A 25,315-nucleotide genomic window follows, 5' to 3' on the forward strand; every position below is an offset into this window, starting at 1 on the left:
GCAGCTCGGCGAAGGTCGGGTCGCCCGAGGTGTCGGTACGCAGCACCAGGGTGTTGACGAAGAACCCGACCAGGTCGTCCACGGCCTCGTCGGTGCGCCCGGCGGTGAGGCTGCCGACCGGGATGTCGTCCCCCGCGCCCAGCCTGCTCAGCAGCGCCGCAAGCCCTGCCTGGAGCACCATGAACAGACTGGTGCCGCTGGTGCGGGCGAGCTCGCGCAGCCCGCGGTGCAGCTCCGCGTCCAGCTCGGCCCTCAGGTGTCCGCCCCGGTGGGAGGCGACCGCCGGGCGGGGCCGGTCGACGGGCAGCTGGATCTGCTCCGGCAGATCGGCCAACTGCCGCTTCCAGTAGGCCGCCTGGCGGGCGAAGGGACTGTCGTCGTCGGTGGCGTCGCCGAGCAGCTCGTGCTGCCACAGGGTGTAGTCGGCGTACTGCACGGCCAGCGGCTCCCGCCGCGGCTCCTCGCCCCGACAGCGGGCCGCGTAGGCCTCGGTGAGGTCGGCGGCCAGCGGGCCGAGCGACCAGCCGTCGCCGGCGATGTGGTGGAGCACCACCAGCAGCACGTGCTCCTCCGCCGCCAGCTCGAACAGCTCGGCGTGCAGCGGCAGTTCGGTCTCCAGGTCGAACCGGTGGGCCTGCGCCGCCGCCAGGGCGGCGGTCAGCTCGGCCTCGGCGGTCCGGCGCACGGCCAGCCCGGGGCGGGCCGCCGCGACGTCCAGCACCTGCTGGAACGGCACACCGTCCACGACGGGGAACACCGTCCGCAGCGCCTCGTGCCGGGCCACCACGTCCGCCAGGGCGGCGTGCAGCGCCTCCCGGTCGAGCGGACCGGACAGCCGCCAGGCCAGCGGGATGTTGTAGTTCGCGCTGGCACCCTCCAGCTGGTGCAGGAACCACAACCGCCGCTGCGCGAAGGACAGCGGCATCCGCTCCGGCCGCCGGTACGGCGCCAGCGCCGCCTGCGCCGGTCCGGCCGCCACCAGGGCGGCGGCCAGGCCGGCCGGGGTCGGCGCCTCGAACAGGGTGCGCAGCGCCATCTCCACGCCGAGCGTCGCGCGGATCCGGGCGGCCAGGCGGGTGGCCAGCAGGGAGTGCCCGCCCAGGTCGAAGAAACCGTCCTCGACGCCCACCGAGGCCACCCCGAGGATCTCGGCGAACAGTTCGCAGAGGATCTGCTCCTGCGGGGTGCGCGGCGCGCGGCCGGTGGTGGCGGCGGGGGTGAGGTCGAAGGCGGGCAGGGCCCGGTGGTCCAGCTTGCCGTTGGCGGTCAGCGGCAGCGCGTCCAGCAGGACGAACGCCGACGGCACCATGTACTCCGGCAGCCGTTCGGCCAGGTGTCCGCGCAGGTCGGCCGGGCTCGGCGCGGCGGCGGCCGGGACCAGGTAGGCGACCAGCCGGGTGTCGTCGGCGCGGTCCTGCCGGGCCAGCACGGCGACCTGCGTGACGCCGGGGTGCGCGGCGAGCGCCGCCTCGATCTCACCGAGTTCGATCCGGAAGCCACGGACCTTCACCTGCTGGTCGGCCCGGCCGACGTAGCGCAGACTGCCGTCCGCCGCGCGGCGCACCACGTCGCCGCTGCGGTACATCCGGGAGCCGGGCGGCCCGAACGGGTCGGCGGGGAAGCGCCCGGCGGTCAGGCCGGGCCGGTTCAGGTAGCCGCGTGCCAGGCCGGGGCCGGCCACGTACAGTTCGCCCGCGACGCCCGGGGCCACCGGGCGCAGGTGGTCGTCGAGGACGTACGTGCGCAGGTCCGGGAGGGCCGTGCCGATCTGCCCGGCCGCGGTGCCGGAGCCGTCGAGCGCCGCGTACGTGACGTGCACCGTGGTCTCGGTGATGCCGTACATGTTGACCAGTCGCGGCGCGTCCTCCGGGTGCCGCTCGTACCAGTCGGCGAGCCGGGCGATCTCCAGCGCCTCGCCGCCGAACACCACTGTGCGCAGCGCGAGTTCACGGCCGGTCTCCGGCGCCTCGGCGTCCGCCTGCATCAGTTGGTAGAAGGCGGACGGCGTCTGGTTGAGCACGGTCACCCGCTCGCGGGCGAGGAGCTCCAGGAACCGGCCGGGCGAGCGGCTGGTCTCGTGGTCCACGACCACCAGCCGACCGCCGTGCAGCAGCGGGCCCCACAGCTCCCACACCGAGAAGTCGAAGGCGTAGGAGTGGAAGAGCGTCCAGACGTCCTCGGCGGAGAAGCCGAACAGCTCCCGGGTGGTGTCGAACAGCCGCACCACGTTCCGGTGCGGGACGACGACGCCCTTGGGGTCGCCGGTGGAGCCGGAGGTGTGGATGACGTAGGCCGGGTGGCCGGGGTCGACCGGGATTCCCGGGTCGGAGTCCGGCTGCCCGTCCAGGTCGAGGGTGTCCAGCAGCAGGTGCTCGACCGAGTCGGCGCCCGGCAGGTCACCGGTCCCGCTCGTGGTGAGGAGCAGCGAGGGCCGGGTGTCCTGGAGCAGGTAGGCGATCCGGGCGGCCGGGTACCGCGGGTCCACCGGTACGTACGCGGCGCCCGCCTTGAGCACCGCGAGCACCGCCACGACCAGCTCCGCCGAGCGCGGCAGGGCCAGCGCCACCAGCTGCTCCGGCCCCACACCGCGGTCGATCAGCGCGTGCGCGAGCCGGTTGGCCCGGGCGTTCAACTCGCCGTACGTGAGGGCGACTTCGCCGTCCGTGAGGGCGACTGCGGCCGGGGCGAGCCGTACCTGCCGCTCGAAGAGCGCCGTCGGGCCGCTCTCCGGCAGCTCCTCGCTCCGTTCGGCGCCGGCCGGCAGCAGCGCCCGCAGCTCCTCGGCGGACAGCACGTCGACCAGGCCGATCCGCCGGCCGGGGTCGGCGACCACGGCCCGCAGCAGCCGCAGCCAGCGCTCGACGATCCCGGCCACGGTGGCCTCGTCGAACAGGTCGGTGCTGTACTCCACCAGGCCCGACAGCCCGTCCGCGCCGGGCTGTTCGGCCAGGATGAAGGTCAGGTCGCACTTGGCCGTCCCGGTGGGGACCAGGTCGGTCGTCACCCGCAGCCGCGGCAGGTCGAAGGTGCCGAGCGGCGCGTTCTGCAGGGCAAGCATGGTCTGGAACAGCGGGTGGTGCGCGAGCGTGCGGGTCGGGTTCAGCGCCTCCACCAGGTGCTCGAACGGCACGTCCTGGTGCGCGTACGCGGCCAGCGCGTCACCGCGCACCCGGCCCAGCAGTTCGCCGAACGTCGGGTCGCCGGACAGGTCGGTGCGCAGCACCAGGGTGTTGACGAAGAACCCGACCAGGTCGTCCACGGCCTCGTCGGTGCGCCCGGCGATCGGGGTGCCGATCGGGACGTCGGTGCCCGCGCCGAGCTTGCCGAGCAGGGCGGCCAGTCCGGCCTGGAGCACCATGAAGAGGCTGGCCCCGCCGTCCCGGGCGAGCGCGCGCAGGCCCTGGTGCAGCTCGGCGTCGATCCGCACCGGCAGTTGGGCGCCCCGGTAGGACATCACCGCCGGCCGGGGCCGGTCGAACGGCAGCTCGACCTGCTCGGGCAGATCCGCCAGCTGCTCCCGCCAGTAGGCGAGTTGGCCGTTCAGCAGGCTGTCCGGGTCCGAGCCGTCGCCGAGCAGCTCCCGCTGCCAGAGGCTGTAGTCGGCGTACTGGACCGGCAGCGGCGCCCACTCCGGCTTCGCCCCCTCGGAGCGGGCCGCGTAGGCCGCCGCCAGGTCACGCGAGAGCGGCCCCATCGACCAGCCGTCACCGGCGATGTGGTGCACCACGAGCAGCAGGACGTGCTCCTCGGGTGCCGACTGGAACAGTTCGGCGTGCAGTGGCGGCTCTGCCGAGAGGTCGAAGCCGTACCGGGCCGCCTCCGCCAGCCGGTCGGGCAGGTCGCGCTCGCCGATCTCGGTCACCCGCAACCGCGGCCGTGCCTCGTCGAGGTCCAGCACCCGCTGGTACGGCACGCCGTCGACCACCGGGAAGGCGGTGCGCAGGCTCTCGTGCCGCTCGACCACGTCCGCCAGGGCGGCTTCCAGAGCCCGCTGGTCCAGCTTTCCGGTCAGCCGCAGCGTCAGCGGGATGTTGTACGTGGCACTCGGGCCCTCCATGCGGTGCAGGAACCACAGCCGGCGCTGGGCGAAGGACAGCGGGACGGCCTCGGGCCGCTCGTGTCGCTCCAGCGCAGGGCGTGCCCGGCCCGCGACGTCCACCGCCGCCGCCAGTTCCGCCACCGTCGGCGCGTCGAACAGGTCGCTCAGCCGCAGCTCCACGCCCAGCACCGACCGTGCTCGGGCGACCAGCCGGGTGGCCAGCAGCGAGTGCCCGCCGAGGTCGAAGAAGCTGTCGTCCAGCCCGGGCTCGGAGGCCCCGAGGACCTCGCTGAAGAGTCCGACGAGCTGGTGCTCGGTCGCGGTGCGCGGGGCGCGGCCCGGCGCGGCGGGCTGCCGCTCGGGGGCCGGCAGGGCCCGCCGGTCGAGCTTGCCGTTCGGGGTCAGCGGCAGCGCGTCCAGCACCACGAACGCCGACGGCACCATGTACTCCGGCAGCCGCTCCCGCAGCCGGGCCCGCAGCGCCTCCGGCCGGACGGCCTGCCCGGCCGCGGGGACGGCGTAGGCGACCAGCCGGGGTTCCTCCTCGGTGCGCACCACCACGGCGGCCCGCGCCACCTCCGGCTGTTCGGCGAGGACGGCCTCGATCTCGCCGAGCTCCACCCGGAAGCCACGGATCTTGACCTGGTCGTCGGTGCGGCCGAGGAACTCCAGATTGCCGTCCGAGTCCCACCGCACCAGGTCGCCGGTGCGGTACATCCGCGAACCGCTCGGCCCGAACGGGTCCGCCGTGAACCGCCCGGCGGTCAGGCCGGGCCGGTTCAGGTAGCCGCGCGACAGGCCCGCACCGGCGATGTACAGCTCACCGGGCACGCCGCTCGGCAGCGGCCGCAGGGCGCCGTCGAGCACGTACAGCCGGACGTTGGTGACGGGCCGGCCGATGACCGGGCACGGGCTCGACCCGACGGGCGCGACCACCGAGTTGACGGCGCACTCGGACGGTCCGTAGAAATTGAGGCAGTCCACCCCCTCGGCCGCCCGCAGCTGCTCCCACAGCCGCTCGGGGACGGCCTCGCCACCCGCCGCGACGAGCGCCGGGCGGCGCTGCGGATCGCTCAACAACCCGTGGGCGACGAGTACGTGGAGGTAGGAGGGGGTGGCCTCGACGAAGTCCAGCCCGCAGCGCGCGGCGTAGCGGACGAAGGCCTCCGGGTCGGTCCAGGTCGCGTGGTCCAGGACGTGCAGCTCGTGGCCCGCGAACAGGGCGAGCAACTGGTTCCAGGAGGCGTCGAAGGACACCGAGGTGGTCAGGGCCACCCGCAGCCGCCGCCCCTCCTTCAGCAGCGGCGCGAACCACGCCAGCCGATGGTCGGTGAGCAGGTTGAGCAGGCCGCCGTGGGTCGGCAGCACGCCCTTGGGCCGTCCGGTGGAACCGGAGGTGTAGATCACGTACGCCGGGTGGCGCGGGTCGACGGCCACCAGCGGGTCGGCCGCCGGGCAGTCCGCGACCAGGGCGGCTGTCCGCGGGTCGTCCAGCACCAGCCGGTCGACGGACCCGGCCTCGGGCAGCCGCTGCCCGCTGCGGGTGTCGGTCACCAGCAGCGCCGGCCGGGCGTCGTCGAGCAGGTAGCCGATCCGGGCGGCCGGGTACTCGGGGTCGATCGGGACGTACGCCGCCCCGGTCTTCAGCACCGCGAGGATCGCCACCACCAGTTCGGCCGAGCGCGGCAGCGCCACCGCCACCAGCCGCTCCGGCCCGGCTCCCCGCTCGATCAGGGCGTGCGCCAGCCGGTTCGCCCGCGCGTCCAGCTCCGCGTACGTCAGCGAGACGTCCCCGCAGACCAGCGCGACCAGGTCCGGAGTCGTCCGCACGTGCTCCCGGAACAGCTCCGGCAGGCTCTCGGCCGGGACCTCCGCCACCGGCCCGGAGCCGAGGGCAGCCGACTCGCGGTGGTCCTCGGCCGTGAGCAGGTCGATCCGGCCCACCGCCTCGTCCGGGTCGCAGTCCGCGACGGCGTCGAGCAGGGCGAGCAGACGCTGCTGGTGGGCGGCGAGGTCGTCGTCGCCGTAGGCCTCCGGGGAGCCGTGGAGCCTGAGCAGCGGCGGGTTGCCGTCCCGGTAGTCGAACACCCAGACCGCGAGGTCGGTGGTCGACCCCGACACGAAGTGGTGCACGGAGGCCGGGTGCCCGGCGAAGCTCGGCCTGGAGTTGAAGGCCATGATGTTGACGATCAGTGGGAACGCCGTCCCGATGCTGCCGGGCGCGCCGAGGTCCCGCAGCAGGTCCTCGCTGCGGTAGCGCTCGTGGGTGACGGCCGCGTCGACCTCCCGCGCGACCTGGGCGACGAGCTCGTGCCATGGCATGTCCGGCCGCACGGTCAGCCGCAGCGGCACCACGTTGGACAGCGTGCCCGGCACCGACATCAGGTCGCGGTCGGCGGAGCGGCGGGCGGTGACGGGCATGGCGAGCACCACGTCCTGGGTGCCGCTCAGCCGGTGGGCGTAGAGCGCCGTCGCGGCGATCAGCATCCGGGACCACCGGACGCCGGCCCGGCCGGCCGCCGCGCGCAGTGCCTCGGGGCGCCGCAGCTCCAGTTCCTCGGCCAGGCGCAGGGCGCGGTGCGGGTCGGTCGCGGCGGTGTCGGTGAGCCGTGTCGGGGCGGGCAGGTCGGCGAAGCGCTCGGTCCAGTAGGTGCGGTCGGCGGTGAAGTCGGCGGACGAACGGTAGGCGGCGTCGCTGTCGACCAGGTCCCGTAGCGAGCCGAACGGGCAGGGCGGCACGGCGCCGCCCTCGGCCAGCGCCGAGTACACCTCGCCGACCCGCTGCCGGACCATGGAGCTGCTGATCGCGTCCAGCACCACGTGGTGGTAGTTCAGGTACCAGAGGAATTCCGTCGCCGACAGCCGGATCAGGGCGTGGCCGAACAGCGGATCACGGGCGAGGTCCAGCGGGCGCGTCAGGTCCCGCTCCATCCAGGCCATGGCCGCCGCCCGGGGGTCCGGCTCCGCGCTGAGGTCGAGGTGCGCGGGCGCCCAGTCCCATGTGTCACGGAGGACCTGGCGCGGGCCCTCGCCGTCGTCGACGAAGCTCACGTGCAGGGCGTCGACCTCGTCGACCGCCCGGCGCAGCGCGGTCTCGAACAGCTCCGGGTCCACCGGCCCGTGGATCTCCAGGCACTCGCCGACGCGGTAGCCCGGGATGGCGGTCCGGGAGCGCTGCTCGGCGAGCCAGATCTCGCGCTGGGCCGCTGTCAGGGGAAGGATGTCGCCTTCGCGACGGGACATGGGGGTACCTCTCAGGAGTGTGGGCAGGCTTTGGTCGCAGGGCGCGCCGGGCCGCGCCGACCACGGTGGCGTCACGTCGTCGGCGGGCGGGCGCGGCTAACTGCTGCGGTCAGGCGGCGAGTTCGCCGGCCTGGAGCTGCCAGAGGGATGCGTAGAGTCCGTGCTGGGCGAGGAGTTCGTCGTGGGTTCCCTGTTCGGCGACGACGCCGCCCTTGTCCATGACGTAGATCCGGTCGGCGTGGCGGACCGTGGAGAGCCGGTGGGCGATGATGACCATCGTCCGGTCGGCGGCGAAGCCGCGCAGGGTGCGCTGGATGGCGGCCTCGGTCTCGTTGTCCACGGCGGAGGTGGCCTCGTCGAGGATGACGACCGGCGCGTTCTTGAGGATCGCCCGCGCCAGGGCGATCCGCTGTCGCTGCCCGCCCGAGAGCGCGGCGCCGCGCTCGCCGATCAGCGTGTCGTAGCCGTCCGGCAGGGTCGCGATGAAGGTGTGCGCCTCGGCCATCGTGGCCGCCTCGACCACGGCCTGGTCCGAGGCCGCGAAGCTGCCGTACCGGATGTTGTCGGCGATGCTGCCGTCGAAGAGGAACGGGTCCTGGGCGACGAAGCCGATCGCGCCTCGCAGGTCCCGGCGCGGCAGGTCGCGCACGTCCCGCCCGTCGAGCAGCACCGCGCCGAACTCCGCGTCCTGGAAGCGCATCAGCAACTTGGCGATCGTCGTCTTGCCGGAGCCGGTGGCGCCGACGAGTGCGGTGGTCCGCCCGGCGGGGATGGTCAGCGAGAGGCCCTCCAGCGCCGGCGGCCGACCGGGGTAGGAGAAGGTCACCTCGTCGAGGACGATCTCGCCCTGCACCTTCCCGGCGTCCAGCGGTTCGCCGGTGCCCTCGGCCTCCACGGGCAGGGCGCGCAGCCGCTGGACCCGGTCGTAGGCGGCCAGCGTGCGCTGGTACTGGTCGACGATGCCGCCGAGGCGGTTCATCCGCAGCAGCACCATCTGGGGCAGCCCGATGAGCGGGCTGAACACCTCGAACCGGAGACTGCCGTTGAGCACCGCGCGGCCGCCGATCAACAGGGTGCCGGCCATCGAGGCGGTCGTACAGGCCCGGACGGTCTCGGCGTGGCGGATCGTGCTCCGGTCGGTCTGCCGGTTGCTCTCCTGAGCCGCCTGGCTCAACTCGTCGATGCGGTCGGCCTCGTAGTCCTCGGTGCAGAAGCTCTTGACGGTGGCGCCCGCCTCCAGCGTGTTGATCAGCTGGCTGTGCAGCCTGGCCCGGCGTTCGCCGGTGACGGCGTAGTCGGCCGCGACCTTCTCCTGGTAGTGCAGCGACAGCCAGGCGATGACCGGGATGGGCAGGAAGGCGATCCAGGCGATCTGCGGTGCCAGCAGCAGGAACACCGGCACCAGGATGGCCAGGCTGGTGCCCAGCTGCAGCACGTCGCTGGCGGAGGTGGCGAAGAAGGTGCCCAGCTGACCGACGTCGTCGGTGAGCGCGCCGGCCACCCGGGAGGTCCGCTCGCCCTCCAGGTGCCGCAGTTCGAGGTGCTGCACGTGCGCGTAGGTGCGGCCGCGCCAGTCGTGCTCGACGTCCTGGCCGAGTCGGCGCCACTGGAGGTTCGAGGTGTACGACAGGCCCGCCACGGCGGCGCAGGCGACGCCAACCAGCCCGGCCAGACCCCAGAGTTGGGCGGACGCGGTGGTCAGCCCGAGGCTGACCAGCGGTGCGGCCTCACCCTTGATGAGCACCAGTGCCGTCCAGCCGAGGAAGGTGCCGAGTGCCATCTCGGAGATCTGGCAGGCGACCGAGAGCGCGGCGGCGCGGTAGAGGCGCCTCCGGTGCGGTCCGACGATCTCCACCAGGGGGTGGCGTTCGGCTCCTGCTTCGGGCCCGGCCTCGGCGCGGTCCCGGGTCGCGTCGACCGTTCGGCGCCAGGCCTGCCGGACGACGGTCGCCGTCGCGGCCGCGACTCCGCCGAGGGCCATCAGCTGCCTGCTCAGCGCCGACCCGCGGATCAGCGCGATGCCGGCCGCCACCCCGCCGCCGACGGCGAGGACGGGGCGCACGACGAGGGCGCGGTCCGCACGCGGGGCGGGCTGGGCCGGTGCCGGCCGCGCCGTCCTGGTCGGCCCTTCCGCGACCAGGAGGACCGCTCTGCGGACGATCCGGCCGATGTCCGCGGCGCGCACCCGCGTGTCGTGCCGGACGAGGACCCCTCCGGTGATCGGACTGGCCTGTGCCTCGGTGATCCCGGGGACGCGACGCAGGGACGCGGCGAGGAGTGCGGCCGCCCGGGGCCGTCCGAGTACCAGCTTGACGTCCCAGCGCTGGCGGCCAGGAATGACCGAGCGCGGGCTCACGTCCAAATCCACGGTGCGATATCCGGCTGCGGCACCCAGCAGAGACGGCATGTGTACGATCACCTGTTTGCGGAGGTCGCAGATTGGTCCGTCAGTGGGCGCGGCGGAATTCCTGCGCACGGCGGATTACTGCGACGGAGTGGAAAGTCTGGAGGAGGGAGTGGTGCGGCCGAAAGGCCCGCAACGGACCCGCCGCGTGGACACGCCTTCCGAGGGTCGGTCGGAGGACGCGCCCAAGCGGCGGGCGGAGCCGTGAGTCAGGGCGTCAGTGCGCCTTGCCGGGGCCGACCCCGGCCCCGGCGGTCGCGCGGATCTTCGGGGCCCTCGCCTCGACCTCGGCCCGCTCGGCGGCCTCGTCCTTCCCGCCGTGCGGGACGGGCCCGCCGCTCGGGGTGGCGGCCTCTGCAGGCCAGCGACCGTCACCGGAGGCGGCCTGCGCCGCCACCATGTCGGCGGCCACCTCGGCCGCGAGGTCGTGGATGTTCTCCCCGGCCTCATGGGCCGCCTTCTTCACCTCCATGGCAATACCGACGGACGTCTTGACGACGCCTCGCACCAGCGGCTTCAGGAGACGCTTGGCCAGTGGCGCGACGATGAGACCGACCAGGAACGGCGGGACTACGGGCGGCATGATGCTCCAACCTCTCTACGCAGACGGATGACAGGGCCCCGGGTACTGCGAAATCCGGAGTACGCACAGCCGAGCGGACGGAAGCACCCGTTTCCGGAATTCTCGACTCCCTTGCCGGATTCCCTGCTGGGTCGAATTCCTCGTCGATGGGGTTACGCCGCCCGCTCCTCCGCCACCGTAGACCAGTCATGCGCATCGAGGCCAAACAGTCCCGGCGGGTTTCACCCATGCGAGTGCCATCAAAATTCTCGGCCGCTGCGGATTGCCATACGTGCACTCACCACGGGAAAAGCTTGTCCTATTTGCCGATCAATGCTGAATGCCCAGTTCACGCACCACCCGCCGCCCCAGGGCGGGGAACGGCAGCGCACCGCCGCCCAGCACCGCCTCGTGGAAGGCCCGCACCTCGAACCCGGCGCCCAGGTCGGCCTCCGCCCGGGCCCGCAACCGGCCGAGCTCCAGGAAGCCCGCACGATAGGAGAGCGCCTGCCCCGGCAGGTCGGTCGCGTAGCGCAGCAGGTCCGAGGCGATCTGGCCGTCCGCCTCGGTGGTGTTCGCGCGCATGAAGTCCCGGGCCTGCGCGAGGCTCATCGTCCCGAGGTTCAGCCCGGTGTCCACCACGAGCCGCTGCGCGGTGAACCGCTCCTGGGCGAGGCGCCCATAGGCGTCCCACGGGTCGTCGTAGAGGCCCGCCTCCCAGCCGAGGCCGGCCGCGTACTCGGCCCAGCCCTCGTTGAACGCACCGAACTCGGCCACCTCGCGGCGCAGTTGCGGAAGCTCCCGGTTCTCCGCCTGTCGGGCGAGGTGGAAATGGTGCCCCGGCGCCAGCTCGTGGTAGATCAGGGACGCCGAGCCCAGGAGCGAGCGCCGGTCCAGGTCCGAGCCGTTGTAGCGATAGCGCCCGACCCGGCTGGCCGGGGTCGGCAGCTCGTAGTACCCGAAGGTCATCCCCGCCTCCAGCGCCGGGTCCAGCCGCGCCAGCCCGTACGGCGCCGCCGGCAGCACGGCGAACCACTGCGGCAGCCGTGGCGCGAGCCGGTCGAGGTGGCCGCGGTAGCGGGCCTCGACCTCCTCGGGCGTCCGGGCGTACAGCCGGGGCTCGGTCCGCAGCCGGTCGTGGAACTCGCTCTCGGCGCCCGAGAATCCCAGGACGGTCCGGAACTCCCGCATCCGCTCGGCCAGTTCGAGGCACTGCTCGCGGCCGAGCCGGTGGAGCCGTTCCGGTGACGCGTCACTCCCGGTGTGGACCCGGACGAACTCCCGGTACGCCTCCTCCCCGCCCTCGTACTGCGCCCAGCCGACGGTCTGCGGCGCCGCACACAGATAGGCCGGATCGTCGAGCACGGCGAGCAGTCGGTCGAAGGCCGGCTCCAGCTCGTCCGCCACCAACCGCTCCACGCCGTCGCGGAGTTGACCTTGGCCGCCCCGACCGAGTCCGTCGAGCCGGTCGTCCGCCGGCTCCACCCGCCGGGCCACCGACGCCCGCAGACCGGCGGCGGTGGCGCGCGCGCCGGCGAGGGCCGGGGCAGGGATCCGGAAGCCGCGGGCGGCCTGCTCCGCCGCCTTGTCGGCGATCGACCCGACCGCCCGGGCCAGCTCGCGCAGCAGCGTCAAGTACCTCTCGACATCCGGTGGTTCGGTGAAGCCGAAGGGGCGCAGCACCGCGTCCACGTACTGCGACAGCGGGAACAGCCGGTACGGCGTGGCCACAGGCGTGAGCCAGTAGCAGCGCCGGTTCCGCAGCTCCTGCTCGGCCAGCCCGGCGAGGAACGCGGCGGTGTCGGCGTCCGCGGCGGACAGCTCCGCACCGCCGAGGGCCCGGACCTGCCCCAGTACACCCTCCGCGAACGCCGCCCGCTCCTCGGCCTCGGCGAGCGACGCCCCCGGCAGCGTCTCGACCGGGAGGCCTTGGCGCACTCTCAGCAGCGGGTCGCGCTCCAGCAGGAACTCCCAGTAGCGGTCCGCCAGACGGCCGATCTCCCGGCCCGGTTCGTTCGTCCTCATGCGGTTCATAGTGACGACGTGGGGCCGCCCGGTCACCCGGTTCACGGCACCCGGGCGGGGGCACCCCCCGAAAGGGTGAATCGCATCAGGCCCGCCCTGACGCGCTCGCGCCTCCCGGCCAAGGCGGGAGGCGACTCCACTTATTCGAACATACTTGTCATACGTATCAGTTGACTCGTCATCAGCCGACCCCGATGAAACCATGGCGCCATGTCGCGTCGTACCCTGTCGGCCCCCCTGGCGGCCGCCGTCACCGCCACGGCCGTCACCCTGACCGGCTGCGGGGGCACCGCCCGCTCCTCGACGACCACACCCTTCGTCGACCACGGGACCGTCCGGATCGCCGGGCCCAGCGAGACGCCGAGCTTCAACCCGTACTCGGCCTTCGGAGCCTCCCAGGCCCGTTACGCCTACGACTCGCTGGTCAATGTCGCCCCCGACGGCGCGGTGGTCTCCGGCCTGGCCTCGTCCTGGCAGGCCACCACGACCACGGCCACCTTCACCCTCCGCCCGGGGATCACCTGCTCCGACGGCACCCCCATCACCGCCTCCGCGGTGGCCCGGGCACTGACCTACGCGGGTGACCCTGCCAACCAGCTGGCCGGCGCCCAGACCGTCCTACCGAACGTCCCGTTCACCGCGAGCGCCGACGACCGGGCCGGCACGGTGTCGGCCACCACCGCCGCCCCCTTCCCGTTCCTCACCCGCACCCTCGGCCTCCTGCCGATCGTCTGCCCCGCCGGCCTCGACCGGCCCCAGTCACTGGACCGCACCACCCAGGGCACCGGCCCCTACGTGCTCACCCGTTACACCCCCGGCGGACCCTACGAGTTCACCGTCCGCGCGGGCTACCACTGGGGCCCGGCCGGGGCGGACACCGCCCAGCCCGGCCTGCCGGCCCGGATCGTCCTCTCGGTGGTACCCCAGGCCTCCACCGCCGCGAACCTGCTGCTCACCGGGGGCATCGACATCGCGAGCGTGAACGGCCCCGACCGCGCCCGGCTCACCGGCCACGGCCTGGCCGCCGCCGACGTGGCGACCGTGGTCGGGCTGACCTTCTTCAACCAGCGCCCCGGCCGCCCACTGGCCGATCCGGCGCTGCGCCGCGCCCTGGTCTCCGCGCTCGACCGCCAAGGGCTCGCCAACGTCGCCGTCGGCGGCACCGGCCGGCCCGCCACCGACTTCGGCGCCCAAGGCGCCGTCTGCCACGCCGACCTGGCCGCCGCCAACCTGCCGGCGCAGGACGCCGTCGAGGCCCTGCGCGCCGCCGGCTGGACCCGCGTCGGCGACGGCCCGCTCAGCAAGGACGGCCACCCGCTCCGGCTGCGCCTGATCACCAGCCCGGACATCGGCCCGACCCTGCCGTCCGTCGCCGAGCTGATGGCCCGCGCCTGGACGGCGCTCGGCGCGGACGTCACCCAGGTCACCGAGGGCCTGCCGGCCCTCGTCAACGCGATGTACCAGACCGGCGACTTCGACATCGTGGTCGGCAGCACCCCGGGCTTCGCCCTGCCGGTCGGCTTCATCCCGTTCTTCTCCGGGCCGACCCCCGCCCAGGGCCTCAACTTCGCCGGAGTCACCAACCCCGAGTACGACGCCCTGGTCGCCCAGGCCCTCCAGGAGGCCGACACAGCGGGCTGCGGCACCTGGAACCGGGCCTCCGCCGCACTCCTGCGCTCGGCCGACGCCCTGCCGATCGCCGACGGCCGGAGCACCGTGTACGGCCACCGCACCACCTTCGCCACGACCTTCGGCGGCCAGCTCGTCCCCACCAGCATCCGCCTCCACCAGTGACCGAGGCCCATCATGTCCGTACCCCAGCTGCTGCGGCACCCCTGGACGGTGTTCCTCGGCCGCCGCACCGCCCGGCTGCTCCTGTCCCTCGGGGTGGTGCTCACCGCGTCGTTCGCGATGATCCGCCTGGTGCCGGGTGATCCGGTCCGCGCCGCCCTCGGCGTCGACGCCGCGCCCGCCCTGGTGGCCGCCCGCAGACACCAACTCGGCCTCGACGCCCCCTTCCTGTCCCAGTACGGGCACTACCTGGACGGCCTGGTGCACGGCGACCTCGGGACCTCGCTGGTCACCGGGACACCGGTCGCGGAGCTGGTCCGCACCCGGCTGCCGGCCACCCTGGAGATCGCCGGCCTGGCCTTCGTGGTCACCCTCGCCGTCGCCCTGCCCTGCGGACTGCTCGCCGCCGTCCGCACGCAGGACGGCCGGCACCCGCGCAGCGAGCTGGCGTTCACGGCCGTGACCGCCGGCCTGGCCGGGGTGCCGGACTTCGTCCTGGCCGCCGGGCTGACCGCGCTGCTGGCCGTCGGCCTCCAGCTGCTCCCGGTGGCCGGCGCGGCGGGCGTCGAGTCCTTCGTCCTGCCGGTCCTCGCGCTCTCCCTCGCGCCCACGGCCGTGCTGGTGCGGATCGTCCGGGTGGAGGCGCTGAAGGTACTGTCCGAGGACTACCTTCGCACCGCCCGGGGGAAGCGCCTGTCCCCCGCCCGCCGCTACCTGCGGCACGCGGCTCCGAACATGGCGACCGCCGCGCTCACCGTCGCCGGGAGCCTGCTGCCCGCCATGATCGCCGGTACCGTGCTGGTCGAGAAGGTGTTCGCCTGGCCCGGCATCGGTTCGGCGATGGCGCAGTCCGTGGTCACCCAGGACTACCCGGTGATCCAGGCGATGGTGCTGGTCCTGGGCACCACCGTGCTGCTCGCCGGCCTCCTGGTCGACGTGCTGCTGGCGCTGCTCGACCCCCGCTCGGCGATCCGGGAGAGCTGAGGATCCGATGCCCGTTCCCACCCGGTACCCCCGCTCCCCCATGGCCTGGGTCGCGGCCGCCATGGTGGTCTCACTGGTCGTGCTCGCGCTGGCCGCCCCGCTCCTGTGGGGCGCCGCCGCGGACCGCCCGGACCCCTCGGCGGTGCTGCGAGGTCCGTCGGCGGCGCACCCGTTCGGCACCGACAACCTCGGCCGGGACGTGCTCGCCCGGGTCCTGACCGCCACCCGGCCCTCCCTGCTGTTCGCCCTGGCCGCGACCCTGCTCGGCGCGAGCGGGGGCGTGCTGCTCGGCGCGTCCACCGCCGTCGTCGGCCCGCGCACCCGGCGGCTGCTCACCGCGCTGATCAACCTGCTGCTCGCCTTCCCCGCGCTGCTGGTCGCCCTCGTCCTCGCGGTGGTGTTCGGCGCGGGCGCCGGCCCGGCGATGCTCGCCCTCGCCGTCGCGGGCATCCCCGGCTTCGCCCGGCTCGCCCAGACGCTCGCCGCCGGCGTCGCGGGCACCGACCACCTGGCCGCGGCCCGGGTGCTCGGCCTGCGCCGGCACCGACTGCTGTGGCGGCACGTCCTGCCCAACATCGCCGAGCCGCTGCTGCTGAGCACCACCACGGCGGCGGGTACCTCCCTCGTCGCGCTCTCCGGGCTGAGCTTCCTCGGCCTGGGCGTCCAGCCACCCGGCTACGACTGGGGGCAGCTGCTCAACCAGGGGCTCGACCGCATCTACGCCCAGCCGGTGCCCGCCCTCGCCCCCGGCCTGGCCATCCTCTACGCGGCGGTGACCTTCCAGCTGCTCGGCGAGGTCCTGGCCGGCGGCGTCGCCCGGCGCAGCCCGGCACCCCGTACGGCCCCGCGGCCGATCGCGCCGAGCGGGCCCGCCGAGGAGGGCCTGGTGCTCCAGGTCGAGGACCTCGGCGTCGAACTCCCCACCCCGGACGGGGTGATCCGGCCGGTGCGCGGAGTGAGCCTGTCGCTGCGGCCCGGCGAGATCGTCGGGCTCGTCGGCGAGTCCGGCTCCGGCAAGTCGCTCACCGCGCTCGCGATCGCCGACCTGCTCCCGGAGCGGGCCCGGGTGTCCCGTCGGACCCTGCGGCTGCTCGGTGCCGACCTCGCCGCCCTGACGCCCAAGGAGCGCGACCACCACCTCGCCACCGGCCTGGCAGTGATCTTCCAGAACCCGGCCTCGGCCCTCAACCCGGCGCTGCGGGTCTCCACCCAGCTCACCGAGACCGTCCGGGCCCATCGCGGCGCGAGTCGCGCCCAGGCCGCCGCGGAGGCTGCCGAAGCCCTGCGCCGGGTCGGCCTCCCCCCGGCGACGCTGCGCGTACGCCCCCACCAGCTCTCCGGCGGCCAGCGGCAGCGGGTGATGATCGCGGCCGGGCTGATGGTGCGACCGGGCCTGATCATCGCCGACGAGCCGACCACCGCGCTGGACGTCACCGTGCAGCGGCAGATCACCGGGCTGCTGTCCGAGATCCGCCGGGACACCTGCGCCGCCATCCTGTTCATCAGCCACGACGTCGCGCTGGTCGGCGAGTTCTGCGACCGCGTGCTGGTGATGTACGCGGGGACGATCGTCGAGGCGCTGCCCGCCGACCGGCTCGCCACCGGTACCCGGCACCCCTACACCCGGGCCCTGGTCGACTCGGTGCCCGACCTCACCGCGGACCGCGACCGGCCGCTGCCCACGGTGGAGGGCGCGCCGCCCGACCCGCTCGCGCCCGCCCCGGGCTGCCCGTTCGAGCCGCGCTGCCCGCGCCGCCGGGCCCGCTGCGCCGAGCAGGCCCCGCCGCTGGAGGAGCTCGACCCGGTCCACCGGGTCGCGTGCTGGTACCCCGTACCGGTGGAGGCGGAGGTGACCGCGTCATGACCACCCTTCAGGTCTCGGACCTCACCGTCCGCCACCACGGCCCGCGCGGCCCCGTCACCGCCGTGGACGGCGTCTCGCTGGGGATCCCGTCCGGCACGACGCTCGGGCTCGTCGGCGAGTCCGGCTCCGGCAAGTCGAGCCTGGCCCGGGCGATCGTCGGCCTCGACCCCGTGCACGGGGGCAAGGTCCTGCTCGACGGCCGGGAGCTCCGGGTCCGCACCGTCGGCGACCGGCGCCGACTCGGCCGCCTGGTCCAGGTCGTCCTCCAGGACCCGGACACCGCCCTCGACCCCCGGATGACGGTCCGCGAGACGCTCGTCGAGGCGGCCACCGCGTTCCACCGGCTCGACCGGCGGGCCCGGGCCGACCGCGTCGCCGCCCTGCTCGAACTCGTCGGCCTGGATCCCCGGCTCGCCGACCGCCTGCCACGGCAACTGTCCGGCGGTCAGCGGCAACGGGTCGCCGTCGCCCGCGCCCTGGCCGTCGGACCCGGCCTGCTGATCGCCGACGAGATCACCTCGGCACTCGACGTCTCGGTACAGGCCTCCGTCCTCAACACGATCCGCGAACTCCAACGGCGGCTCGGCCTGTCCATGCTGTTCATCGGCCACAATCTGCCCGCGGTCTGCTACGTCTCCGACACGGTGGCGGTCATGCGGCGGGGCCGGATCGTCGAGACCGCCGCCACCGGGGCCCTGCTGCGCACCCCGCAGCACCCGTACACCCGGACGCTGCTCGCCTCCGTACCGAGCCTGCGCACACCCCCGACCGAGGAGGGGCCGTCATGACCGTCAGCCGACCGGACGCCGTGGTGGTCGGGGCCGGGGTGATCGGCGCCGCCCTCGCCCTCGAACTCGCCCGCACCGGGCGGCAGGTGGTCGTGGTGGACAAGGCGGGCGCCGCCGGCCACGGCTCCACCAGCGCCTCCAGCGCGATCATCCGGTTCACCTACTCCACCTTCGACGGCGTCGCCACCGCCTGGGAGGCCCAACACCTCTGGACCTGCTGGCCCGACCATCTCCGACTCACCGGCCGCCGCCCGCTCGCCGCCTTCCACCGCACCGGCGCCGTACAGCTCGACGCCCCCGGCAGCGCGCCGTCGGGCACCACCGCCCTGTTCGACCGCGCCGGCGTCCCGTACGAGCGGTGGGACACCCCGACGCTGCGCGGGCGCCTTCCGGGGATCGACCCCGGGCGGTACTGGCCGCCGAAGCCGGTCGACGACGACGCCTTCTTCGCCGCCCCCACCGGCGAGCTCGGCGCGCTGTTCACCCCGGACGCCGGGTTCGTCGACGATCCGCAGCTCGCCGCCCAGAACCTCGCGGACGCGGCGGGCGAACTGGGCGCGCGCTTCCTGTTCCACCACACCGTGGTGGCCGTCGACCGGCACGCGGACCGGGTGACGGGCATCCGCCTGGGCGACGGGACGCGGATCGCCGCGCCGGTCGTCGTCAACGCGGCCGGCCCGTGGTCGGGCGGCCTCAACCGATTGGCGGGCGTCGGGAGCGACTTCACGATCGGCGTGCGCCCGCTGCGCGAGGAGGTCCACCAGGTCGCCGCACCGGCCGGGCACGCCACCGGCCCCGTCGTCGCCGACCTCGACCTCGGCACCTACCTGCGCGCGGCACCCGGCGGGCACCTCCTGATCGGCGGCACCGGGCCGGACTGCGACCCGCCCGAGTGGATCGACGACCCGGACCGGGCCGACCCGCGTCCCACCGCCCACCGCTTCCGCACCCAGGTGACCAGGGCCGCGCGCCGCTTCCCGGCGATCGGCGTCCCCAACCGACCGCTCGGGGTCGCGGGCGTGTACGACGTCGCCGACGACTGGACGCCGATCTACGACCGCACCGCCCTCGACGGCTACTACGTGGCCATGGGCACCAGCGGCAACCAGTTCAAGAACGCCCCACTGGTGGGCCGCTACCTCGCGACCCTGATCGACCTGGTCGAGGCCGGCCACGACCACGACGGCGACCCGGTCCGTTACCGCTGCGAACACACCGGCAACGTCGTGGACCTGGGCTCGTTCTCGCGCCGACGCCCCGTACGGGCCGACTCCGCGCGGTCGGTCATGGGCTGATCGACGGGCGGCCACGGGGCGTCCTCCGCCGATCGGCGGACGGTCACGAGCTGGTCACCCGCAGCTCCCGCACCAGGTCCCCGACCACGCCGACCACGAACTCGGGCGCCTCGTGCGGGAAGTCGTGACCGGTCCCCTCCGGCGTGTACACCAACCGGGACGCCGACGACGCCGCCAGGTACCGGACCCGGCTGCGGAGGTAGAAGCGGCTGATCCGCTCGGCCTCGACCGCGTCCCGGGCGCCGGCCAGCACCGCCTCACCGCCCATGAGATCCCGCGGTATCACCAGGACCAGCGGCAGGTCCGCGAGATCCCCGTCGTACACCACGCTCTCCCAGCCCGCACCGGCCAGACCGAACGGCGAGAGCTCGCTGAAGATCGACGCGGCGGCGCAGTCCTGCCCGGTCCGGCCGCCCCGGCCACGGTGTGCACCGAAGAGATGCCGCACCGCGGCCAGCAGTAACCGTCGACGCATCCCCGCGACCAGCCCGTTGGCCGGCGCGAAGGCGATGACCTCCAGCGGCGTCGGGTCCAGCAGCACCAGACCGGCCGTCAGATCCGGCCGCCGCCGGGCCGCGTTCGCGACCAGCAGCCCGCCGAAGGAGTGGCCGACGAACACGAACGGGGGCCGCTCCCCCGCCGCCTCCAGCGCCGTCAGCAGCTCCTCCGCCTCAACGGCCGTCGTCCGGGGGAAGGCCCCGGTATCGCTCCAGCCCGTGCCGAACCGGTCGACCAGCACCGAGCGGGTCCGGGCCGCCAGCATCGTGTGCAGCTCTCCGAACTCCTCACCGGGCGCGTGTCCCCCCGGCATCCACACGACCGTCGGCCCGCCCGCCCTCTCCCCCTCTCCCCGGACGTGCATCCGGTGGCCGCCGACGTGGACCAATGACCCAGGCGCCGGCCGCGCCGCCGCCTCCCGGGCCACCAGCACCAGGTGCCGCACGGCCCCGACCAGCAGCGCCGCACCGACGGCCACGGCCACAGCACCGAGCGCCACCGCCCAGGTCGTGCCGAGCGCGACGAGGCCGCCGCCCACACCCGCCGTCACCAGCGCGACCGGCACCCCCGCCCAGTCCCGGCTCAGGAGTGCGAGCAGGGAGTTCGCCACCCGTCCGTCCCGGCGCATCGTGTCCTCCGCGACAGCAGCATCCGACAGCCGACCCCTCTCCGTCTTCTTCCCCGTCTGCCCCTACCCTCACCCCACACCGTTCAAGAACGCACCGTGTACGCCCAAGGACCCTGGGTCATCGCCCGCCCGGCCCGGACCGGCGGGACGGGCGACCTCGGGGCCGACGCCGTCGAAGTCCGCTTCCTTCCAAGCCCCTTGAGGACCCCGGAGGCCTCCGTGAGCGGCCTGAGCGGGGCGGCGAGCCCCGGGGGGCGGCGAGCCGGTCAGGACTGGCGCAGGGCTTCGCTGAGGCGGTTGGCCGCCTCGACGACGGCCTGGAAGTAGTGCGGGCCGGGGTGGCGGGTGAGGCGTTCGAGCGGACCGGAGACGGAGACGGCGGCCACCACCCGGTTGGACGGGCCCCGGACGGGCGCGGACACGGAGGCCACCCCGGGCTCGCGTTCGCCGATCGACTGCGCCCAGCCGCGGCGCCGGACCCCGCTGAGGGCGGTGGCGGTGAAGCGGGCGCCCTGGAGGCCCCGGTGGAGCCGCTCGGGTTCCTCCCAGGCGAGCAGGATCTGCGCACCGGAGCCCGCCTTCATCGGGAGGGTGACGCCGACGGGGACGGTGTCGCGCAGGCCGGAGAGCCGCTCGGCGGCGGCCACGCAGACGCGGACCTCGCCCTGGCGGCGGTAGAGCTGGGCGCTCTCGCCGGTGACGTCGCGCAGGTGGGTGAGCACCGAACCGGCGGCGGCCAGCAGCCGGTCCTCACCGGCCGCCGCCGAGAGCTCGGTGAGCCGCGGGCCGAGGACGAACCGGCCCTGCATGTCCCTGCCGACCAGCCGGTGGTGTTCCAGCGCGACGGCGAGCCGGTGCGCGGTGGGCCTCGCCATGCCGGTGGCGGCGACCAGTCCGGCCAGGGTGGTCGGCCCGGCCTCCAGGGTGCCGAGGATCGAGCTGACCTTGTCGAGCACGCCGACGCCGCTCGTGTTCTCCATGGATGGGTACTCCAGTCTCAAATCCCGTGAGCGGCGGGTGGGTTCGGCTCACGGAAGCTCCCCGCAGGGAGCGGGGGGTGGTCAGCGAGGACGGGCCGGAGAAGTCGGCCGATTGCCTGCGCCGGGCACGAGACGGGTACGCGAAAGGGCCGGGGCGGGAAGCGCCCGGGCGAAGGACAGCACAGAGAGCACCGTGTCTCCTCATCTTTCCCGCGCCACGTTGGCGACAGGCCGGAGTTGGCACTGATCCCGGACGGCACGGCGCGTACTTCGAACGCCGGGTCGACCGGGGAGTTGCCGGGGCTTCGTAGGGCCGGTCCCTCCACCCCTCTGGATGATTCGCCAGGAACCATACAAGATTCCCCCGCCGCCCCGCCAAACCTCCCCCGCTCGCCCACGCCGCCGCCGCGCCCGTCGCCGATCGGGTGTGCCGTCTGGTGCCGGTCCCGTGACCGGTCGAGGATGGCGGCATGGGTGTCGACGACTCGAATGCCGGGCTGCTGGTGACGAACGTGCGCGTGTTCGACGGGATCGGCGAGGAGGCGGTGCCGGGGCACGTCCGGATCGAGCGGGACAGGATCGCGGAGGTGGTGCCGGGCCGCCCGTCCCCGCGCGGTACCCACGGGGCGAGGGTGCTCGACGGCGGCGGCGGCACGCTCATCCCGGGGCTCACCGACGCCCACGTCCACCTGTTCGCGATCGGCGGCACCATGGCGGACCTGCGGCTCGCACCGACCGGCACCGTCTACTACCAGGCCCTCGCCTCCGCCCGCGACATGCTGATGCGGGGCTTCACCACGGTGCGGGACATGGCAGGTGACACCGAGCCGCTGCGGCGGGTCCTGGACCGCGGACTGTTTCCCGGCCCGCGGATCTACCCGAGCCAGGCGGCCGTCTCCCAGACGTCCGGCCACGGCGACTTCGGGTCGGTCCACGAAGCCCCGACCGTCCTGGGCGGACCGCAGTCCCGCACCGAGCAGATCGGGTTCACCCGGGTGGCAGACGGGCCGGAGCGGGTGCTCGCGGCGGTGCGCGAGCAGTTGAGGAAGGGCGCCACGCAGATCAAGGTGATGGCCGGCGGCGGGGTCGTCTCGGAGTTCGATCCGCTGGACGTACTGCAGTTCACCACGGCGGAACTGGAGGCGGCGGTCGCCGCGGCCTCCGACTGGGGCACCTACGTGACCGTGCACGTCTACACCTCGGAGGGCGTGCGCCGCGCGGTGGAGGCCGGGGTGCGCTGCATCGAGCACGGGCACCTCACCGACGAGGACACCATCCGCTACCTCGCGGAGCGGAACGTGTGGTTGAGCACCCAGCCGTTCGAGGTCGACGACCACCACTACGCCTCCGCGGACAGCGACCGCAAGAACCGCGAGGTGTGCGAGGGCGTCGCCCGCACCTTCGGCTGGGCGCTCGAACACGGTGTGCGGCTGGCGTTCGGCACCGACCTGGTGCTCGACCCCGCGAAGGCCCACCGGCAGTCCGAGATGCTGGTCCGGCTCGGCCGGTACCTCAGCCCGGTCGGGGCCCTGAAGATGGCCACCTCCGGAAACGCGGAGCTGTTCCGTCTGTCCGGCCGCCGCGACCCCTACCGCGCCGCGCCGCTCGGGGTCATCGCTCCTGGCGCGTGGGCCGACCTCCTGGTCGTCGACGGCGACCCGACCACGGACCTGTCCGTCCTCGCCGAGCCCGAACGCAACCTGCGACTCATCGTCAAAAACGGTGTGGTGTACAAGAACGAGCTCGGTTGACCCCGGTCCCGGGCGAGCGGCGTCCGGCCGCGTTCCGTCTCGGCAGCCACGCCCCGGGACTGCTCGCATGCCCCCGACTCCGGTACTGGATCGACGGTTTCACCCGTCCAGGGCCCGGGCGCGGCGGAGCCGGAGCGTGAGGGCGTCCGGGGCGATGATCGGGGCCGGGTACTCGGGGGCGAGCAGCCAGGGACGGTGGACGACCGGACCGGGCAGGTGGGCGAGCTCGGGCAGCCAGCGTCGGACGTAGTCCCCGGCCGGGTCATAACGGTCGGCCTGACGCAGCGGGTTGAGGATCCGGTTGGGCCTGGTGTCGGTGCCGGTGCCCGCGACCCATTGCCAGTTGAGCTGGTTGTTCGCGACATCGCCGTCGACCAGCAGGGACAGGAAGTGGGCGGCGCCGATCCGCCAGTCCAGGTAGAGGCTCTTGGTGAGGAAGCTCGCGGTGAGGAGACGGGCCCGGTTGTGCATCCAGCCCTCGTGGGCGAGCTGACGCATCCCCGCGTCGACGATCGGGTAGCCGGTGCGGCCCTGCCGCCAGGCCTCGGCCTCGTCCTCGTCGTGGTGCCAGTGGTCGTCCCTGCTGCGGTAGTCGTCGTGCGCGGCGTCGGGGCGGGCGGCGAGGACCTGGTGGTGGAAGTCGCGCCAAGCGAGCTGCCGGACGAAGGCCTGTGCACCGTCGCCGCCGTGGTGGCGGGCGCGGTCGGTCAGCTCCGTGGGTGACAAGCAGCCGAAGTGCAGGTACGGGGAGAGCCGGGAGGTCGAGTCGGCCGCCAGGTCGTCGTGCACCTCGGCGTACGCGTCGACGTCCCAGCGCCGCCACCGTGCCCGGGCCGCGGTCTCGCCGCCGGGGGGAAGGGCCGGGGAGAGGGGGCCGCCGACGACCAGGTTCTCGCTGCCGATGCCGCCCGGCGTGCGGATGGCCCGGGGCGCGGCGAGCACCGTGCGGTGGGGGGCCTGCTGCCAGGCGCGGTGGTAGGGGGTGAAGATCGCGTAGTGGTCGCGGCCGGCCGGGGTGATCCGGCCCGGTGGGACCACGGTCACCGAGGCGTCGTGGACGTGCAGGCGGTCACCGAACAGCGCGCGCAGCCGTGCCTCGCGCCGACGGGCGAATGCGCTCACCCCGGCGGCGACGTGCACGGTCGCCGCGCCGGTTTCGGCGGCCACCCGGGCCGTCTGCTCGGCGGTTGCGCCGCGGCGCACGACCAGGCGGGAGCCGGTGCGGCGCAGCGAGGCGTCCAGGTCGGCGAGGCACTCGCCCAGGAAGGCCAGCCGGTTGGGGGCGGCGAAGCCCGCCGTCTCGACGGCGGGATCGAGCACGAACAGGGGCAGCACCTGGTCGGCTGCGGTGCACGCGGCGTGCAGCACGGGGTTGTCGTGCAGGCGCAGGTCCTGGGTGAACAAGGCGATCGCGACAGTCATGGAATGGCCTCGGAGCGGGTGCGGTCGTGGTTCCCAGGATATTCGGAGCCGATCGCACGGCGGATTGCCGCGGACGGCGCGTCGGTGGGCCAGGGTAGTAACGAACGGTCAGCAGATCGCCGAGGTCATGGTGAGGGTGGGCACGGCAGAGGTCGGTTGACGGGCCGCTGGTACGTCCGTCCGGTCGCAGGGTGAGGGTGGCGGCGGTGGAATGGTGTCATGGGCGAGGCTTGGAGGTCCGGCCATGGCGAGCATCCGCGTCGACACCAGTCGCTTAACCTTTCAACAGTTCACGATCCCGGGTCAGCCCACGCTCCCCGCGGATGGCAGTGGGATCACCGCCTTGTCCTTGGATCCCGGCGTCTACGGGTTCGCGCAGACCGGGCTTCCCGGCTTCCAATTCGAAGTGACTGCGGCAGGAGTCGTGGACTTCGACGGGGCCGCTGACGGCTTCCTCCAGGGACGCGGAACCGACGCGCTCACCGTGGTCGGGTTTCCGGTCACCATCGACCTGACAGCGCTGTCCCACGGCCTCTCGCCGGAAGTCGTCGGCAGCCCGCCCGCGCTCACCAGGGACGCTCCTCATCAGTTGCAGTTGATACCGTCCACGTACCTCTTCCTCCTCGCCCGCGGCCTGGCCGACTTCGGGTTAGTGGTGGCACCGGACGGCCAACTGTCCCTGACCGACTCCGCGTTGGCCGGCTGCGCACAGATCAACGGCCGCACACTGACCGTCACCGGCTACGACGTGACCTTCGACCTCACCAACCTCTCCCACGGCCTGACACCGGAACTCCTCGACAACCCCGGAGTGACCCTCGGCCGCCAAACCCCCACGACACTGCACCTCATCCCCGCCACCTACAACTACGAACTCGCCCGAGGAACCGCCGACTTCGGGTTAGTGGTGACCCGAGACGGCCAACTGTCCCTCACCGACCCCACATTGGCCGGCTGCGCACAGATCAACGGCCGCACACTGACCGTCACCGGCTACGACGTGACCTTCGACCTCACCAACCTCTCCCACGGCCTGACACC

General features: G+C 73.8%; 13 protein-coding genes, 1 pseudogene and 1 riboswitch. Of the genes and pseudogenes, 7 read left to right on the forward strand and 7 right to left on the reverse strand.

Annotated features, from left to right (window positions below; genetic code table 11):
- The 4 genes from ACFVWU_RS37235 to ACFVWU_RS37250 form a co-directional block, all read right to left on the reverse strand.
- Window positions 1-7,282 (reverse strand): amino acid adenylation domain-containing protein (locus ACFVWU_RS37235; RefSeq protein WP_387629290.1); only part of this gene is annotated, 7,282 nt, incomplete at its 3' end.
- Window positions 7,283-7,391: 109 nt separating this feature from the next.
- A complete protein-coding gene (locus ACFVWU_RS37240; RefSeq protein ID WP_387629292.1) occupies window positions 7,392-9,638 on the reverse strand; it encodes an ABC transporter ATP-binding protein in 2,247 nt (748 codons plus the stop codon).
- A 265-nt stretch (window positions 9,639-9,903) separates the two neighbouring features.
- Window positions 9,904-10,269: a DUF5132 domain-containing protein gene (locus tag ACFVWU_RS37245; protein WP_387629295.1), complete on the reverse strand. Its 366-nt coding sequence runs from the start codon at window positions 10,267-10,269 to the stop codon at window positions 9,904-9,906.
- A 309-nt stretch (window positions 10,270-10,578) separates the two neighbouring features.
- Window positions 10,579-12,273: a DUF885 domain-containing protein gene (locus ACFVWU_RS37250; RefSeq protein WP_387629298.1), complete on the reverse strand. Its 1,695-nt coding sequence runs from the start codon at window positions 12,271-12,273 to the stop codon at window positions 10,579-10,581.
- A 210-nt stretch (window positions 12,274-12,483) separates the two neighbouring features.
- Here ACFVWU_RS37250 and ACFVWU_RS37255 point away from each other — a divergent pair, with 210 nt between their 5' ends.
- The 5 genes from ACFVWU_RS37255 to ACFVWU_RS37275 are packed head-to-tail and all read left to right on the forward strand — an operon-like array spanning window position 12,484 to window position 18,995.
- The gene (locus ACFVWU_RS37255) at window positions 12,484-14,067 is read left to right on the forward strand and encodes an ABC transporter substrate-binding protein (protein WP_387629301.1); all 1,584 of its coding nucleotides are present in this window, start codon (window positions 12,484-12,486) and stop codon (window positions 14,065-14,067) included.
- A 12-nt stretch (window positions 14,068-14,079) separates the two neighbouring features.
- A complete protein-coding gene (locus ACFVWU_RS37260) occupies window positions 14,080-15,048 on the forward strand; it encodes an ABC transporter permease (protein ID WP_387629304.1) in 969 nt (322 codons plus the stop codon).
- 7 nt (window positions 15,049-15,055) lie between these two features.
- Window positions 15,056-16,912, forward strand: coding sequence for a dipeptide/oligopeptide/nickel ABC transporter permease/ATP-binding protein (locus ACFVWU_RS37265; protein WP_387629307.1), 1,857 nt, complete (start codon window positions 15,056-15,058; stop codon window positions 16,910-16,912).
- Window positions 16,909-17,700, forward strand: coding sequence for an ABC transporter ATP-binding protein (locus ACFVWU_RS37270; protein ID WP_387629310.1), 792 nt, complete (start codon window positions 16,909-16,911; stop codon window positions 17,698-17,700). The genes ACFVWU_RS37265 and ACFVWU_RS37270 overlap by 4 nt, the downstream gene beginning before the upstream one ends.
- Window positions 17,697-18,995, forward strand: a complete 1,299-nt coding sequence (locus ACFVWU_RS37275; protein ID WP_387629313.1) for an NAD(P)/FAD-dependent oxidoreductase — start codon at window positions 17,697-17,699, stop codon at window positions 18,993-18,995. The genes ACFVWU_RS37270 and ACFVWU_RS37275 overlap by 4 nt, the downstream gene beginning before the upstream one ends.
- Before the next feature lie 43 nt (window positions 18,996-19,038).
- Here the strand turns inward: ACFVWU_RS37275 and ACFVWU_RS37280 are convergent, their stop codons facing one another.
- Together ACFVWU_RS37280 and ACFVWU_RS37285 are read right to left on the reverse strand one after the other, a co-directional pair.
- Window positions 19,039-20,121, reverse strand: a complete 1,083-nt coding sequence (locus ACFVWU_RS37280; protein ID WP_387629316.1) for an alpha/beta fold hydrolase — start codon at window positions 20,119-20,121, stop codon at window positions 19,039-19,041.
- A gap of 266 nt (window positions 20,122-20,387) precedes the next feature.
- The gene (locus tag ACFVWU_RS37285; protein ID WP_387629319.1) at window positions 20,388-21,101 is read right to left on the reverse strand and encodes an IclR family transcriptional regulator; all 714 of its coding nucleotides are present in this window, start codon (window positions 21,099-21,101) and stop codon (window positions 20,388-20,390) included.
- A 198-nt stretch (window positions 21,102-21,299) separates the two neighbouring features.
- Window positions 21,300-21,442: riboswitch (SAM riboswitch) on the reverse strand.
- A 129-nt stretch (window positions 21,443-21,571) separates the two neighbouring features.
- Between ACFVWU_RS37285 and ACFVWU_RS37290 the strand changes: the two genes are divergently transcribed.
- Window positions 21,572-22,852 (forward strand): amidohydrolase family protein, encoded by a 1,281-nt coding sequence (locus ACFVWU_RS37290; RefSeq protein ID WP_387629321.1) that lies wholly within the window; start codon window positions 21,572-21,574, stop codon window positions 22,850-22,852.
- Between the two features lie 99 nt (window positions 22,853-22,951).
- Here ACFVWU_RS37290 and ACFVWU_RS37295 read toward each other — a convergent pair whose 3' ends face one another.
- Window positions 22,952-24,274 carry a cryptochrome/photolyase family protein gene (locus tag ACFVWU_RS37295; RefSeq protein WP_387629324.1) on the reverse strand — a complete coding sequence of 441 codons (1,323 nt, stop codon included), beginning with the start codon at window positions 24,272-24,274 and terminating at the stop codon, window positions 22,952-22,954.
- Window positions 24,275-24,518: 244 nt separating this feature from the next.
- On the opposite strand from ACFVWU_RS37295, the pseudogene ACFVWU_RS37300 reads away from it, so the two are divergent.
- Window positions 24,519-25,315, forward strand: a pseudogene (locus tag ACFVWU_RS37300) (hypothetical protein); the annotation flags it as partial.

This window comes from Kitasatospora sp. NPDC058190, assembly GCF_042883685.1.
GTDB lineage: Bacteria > Actinomycetota > Actinomycetes > Streptomycetales > Streptomycetaceae > Kitasatospora.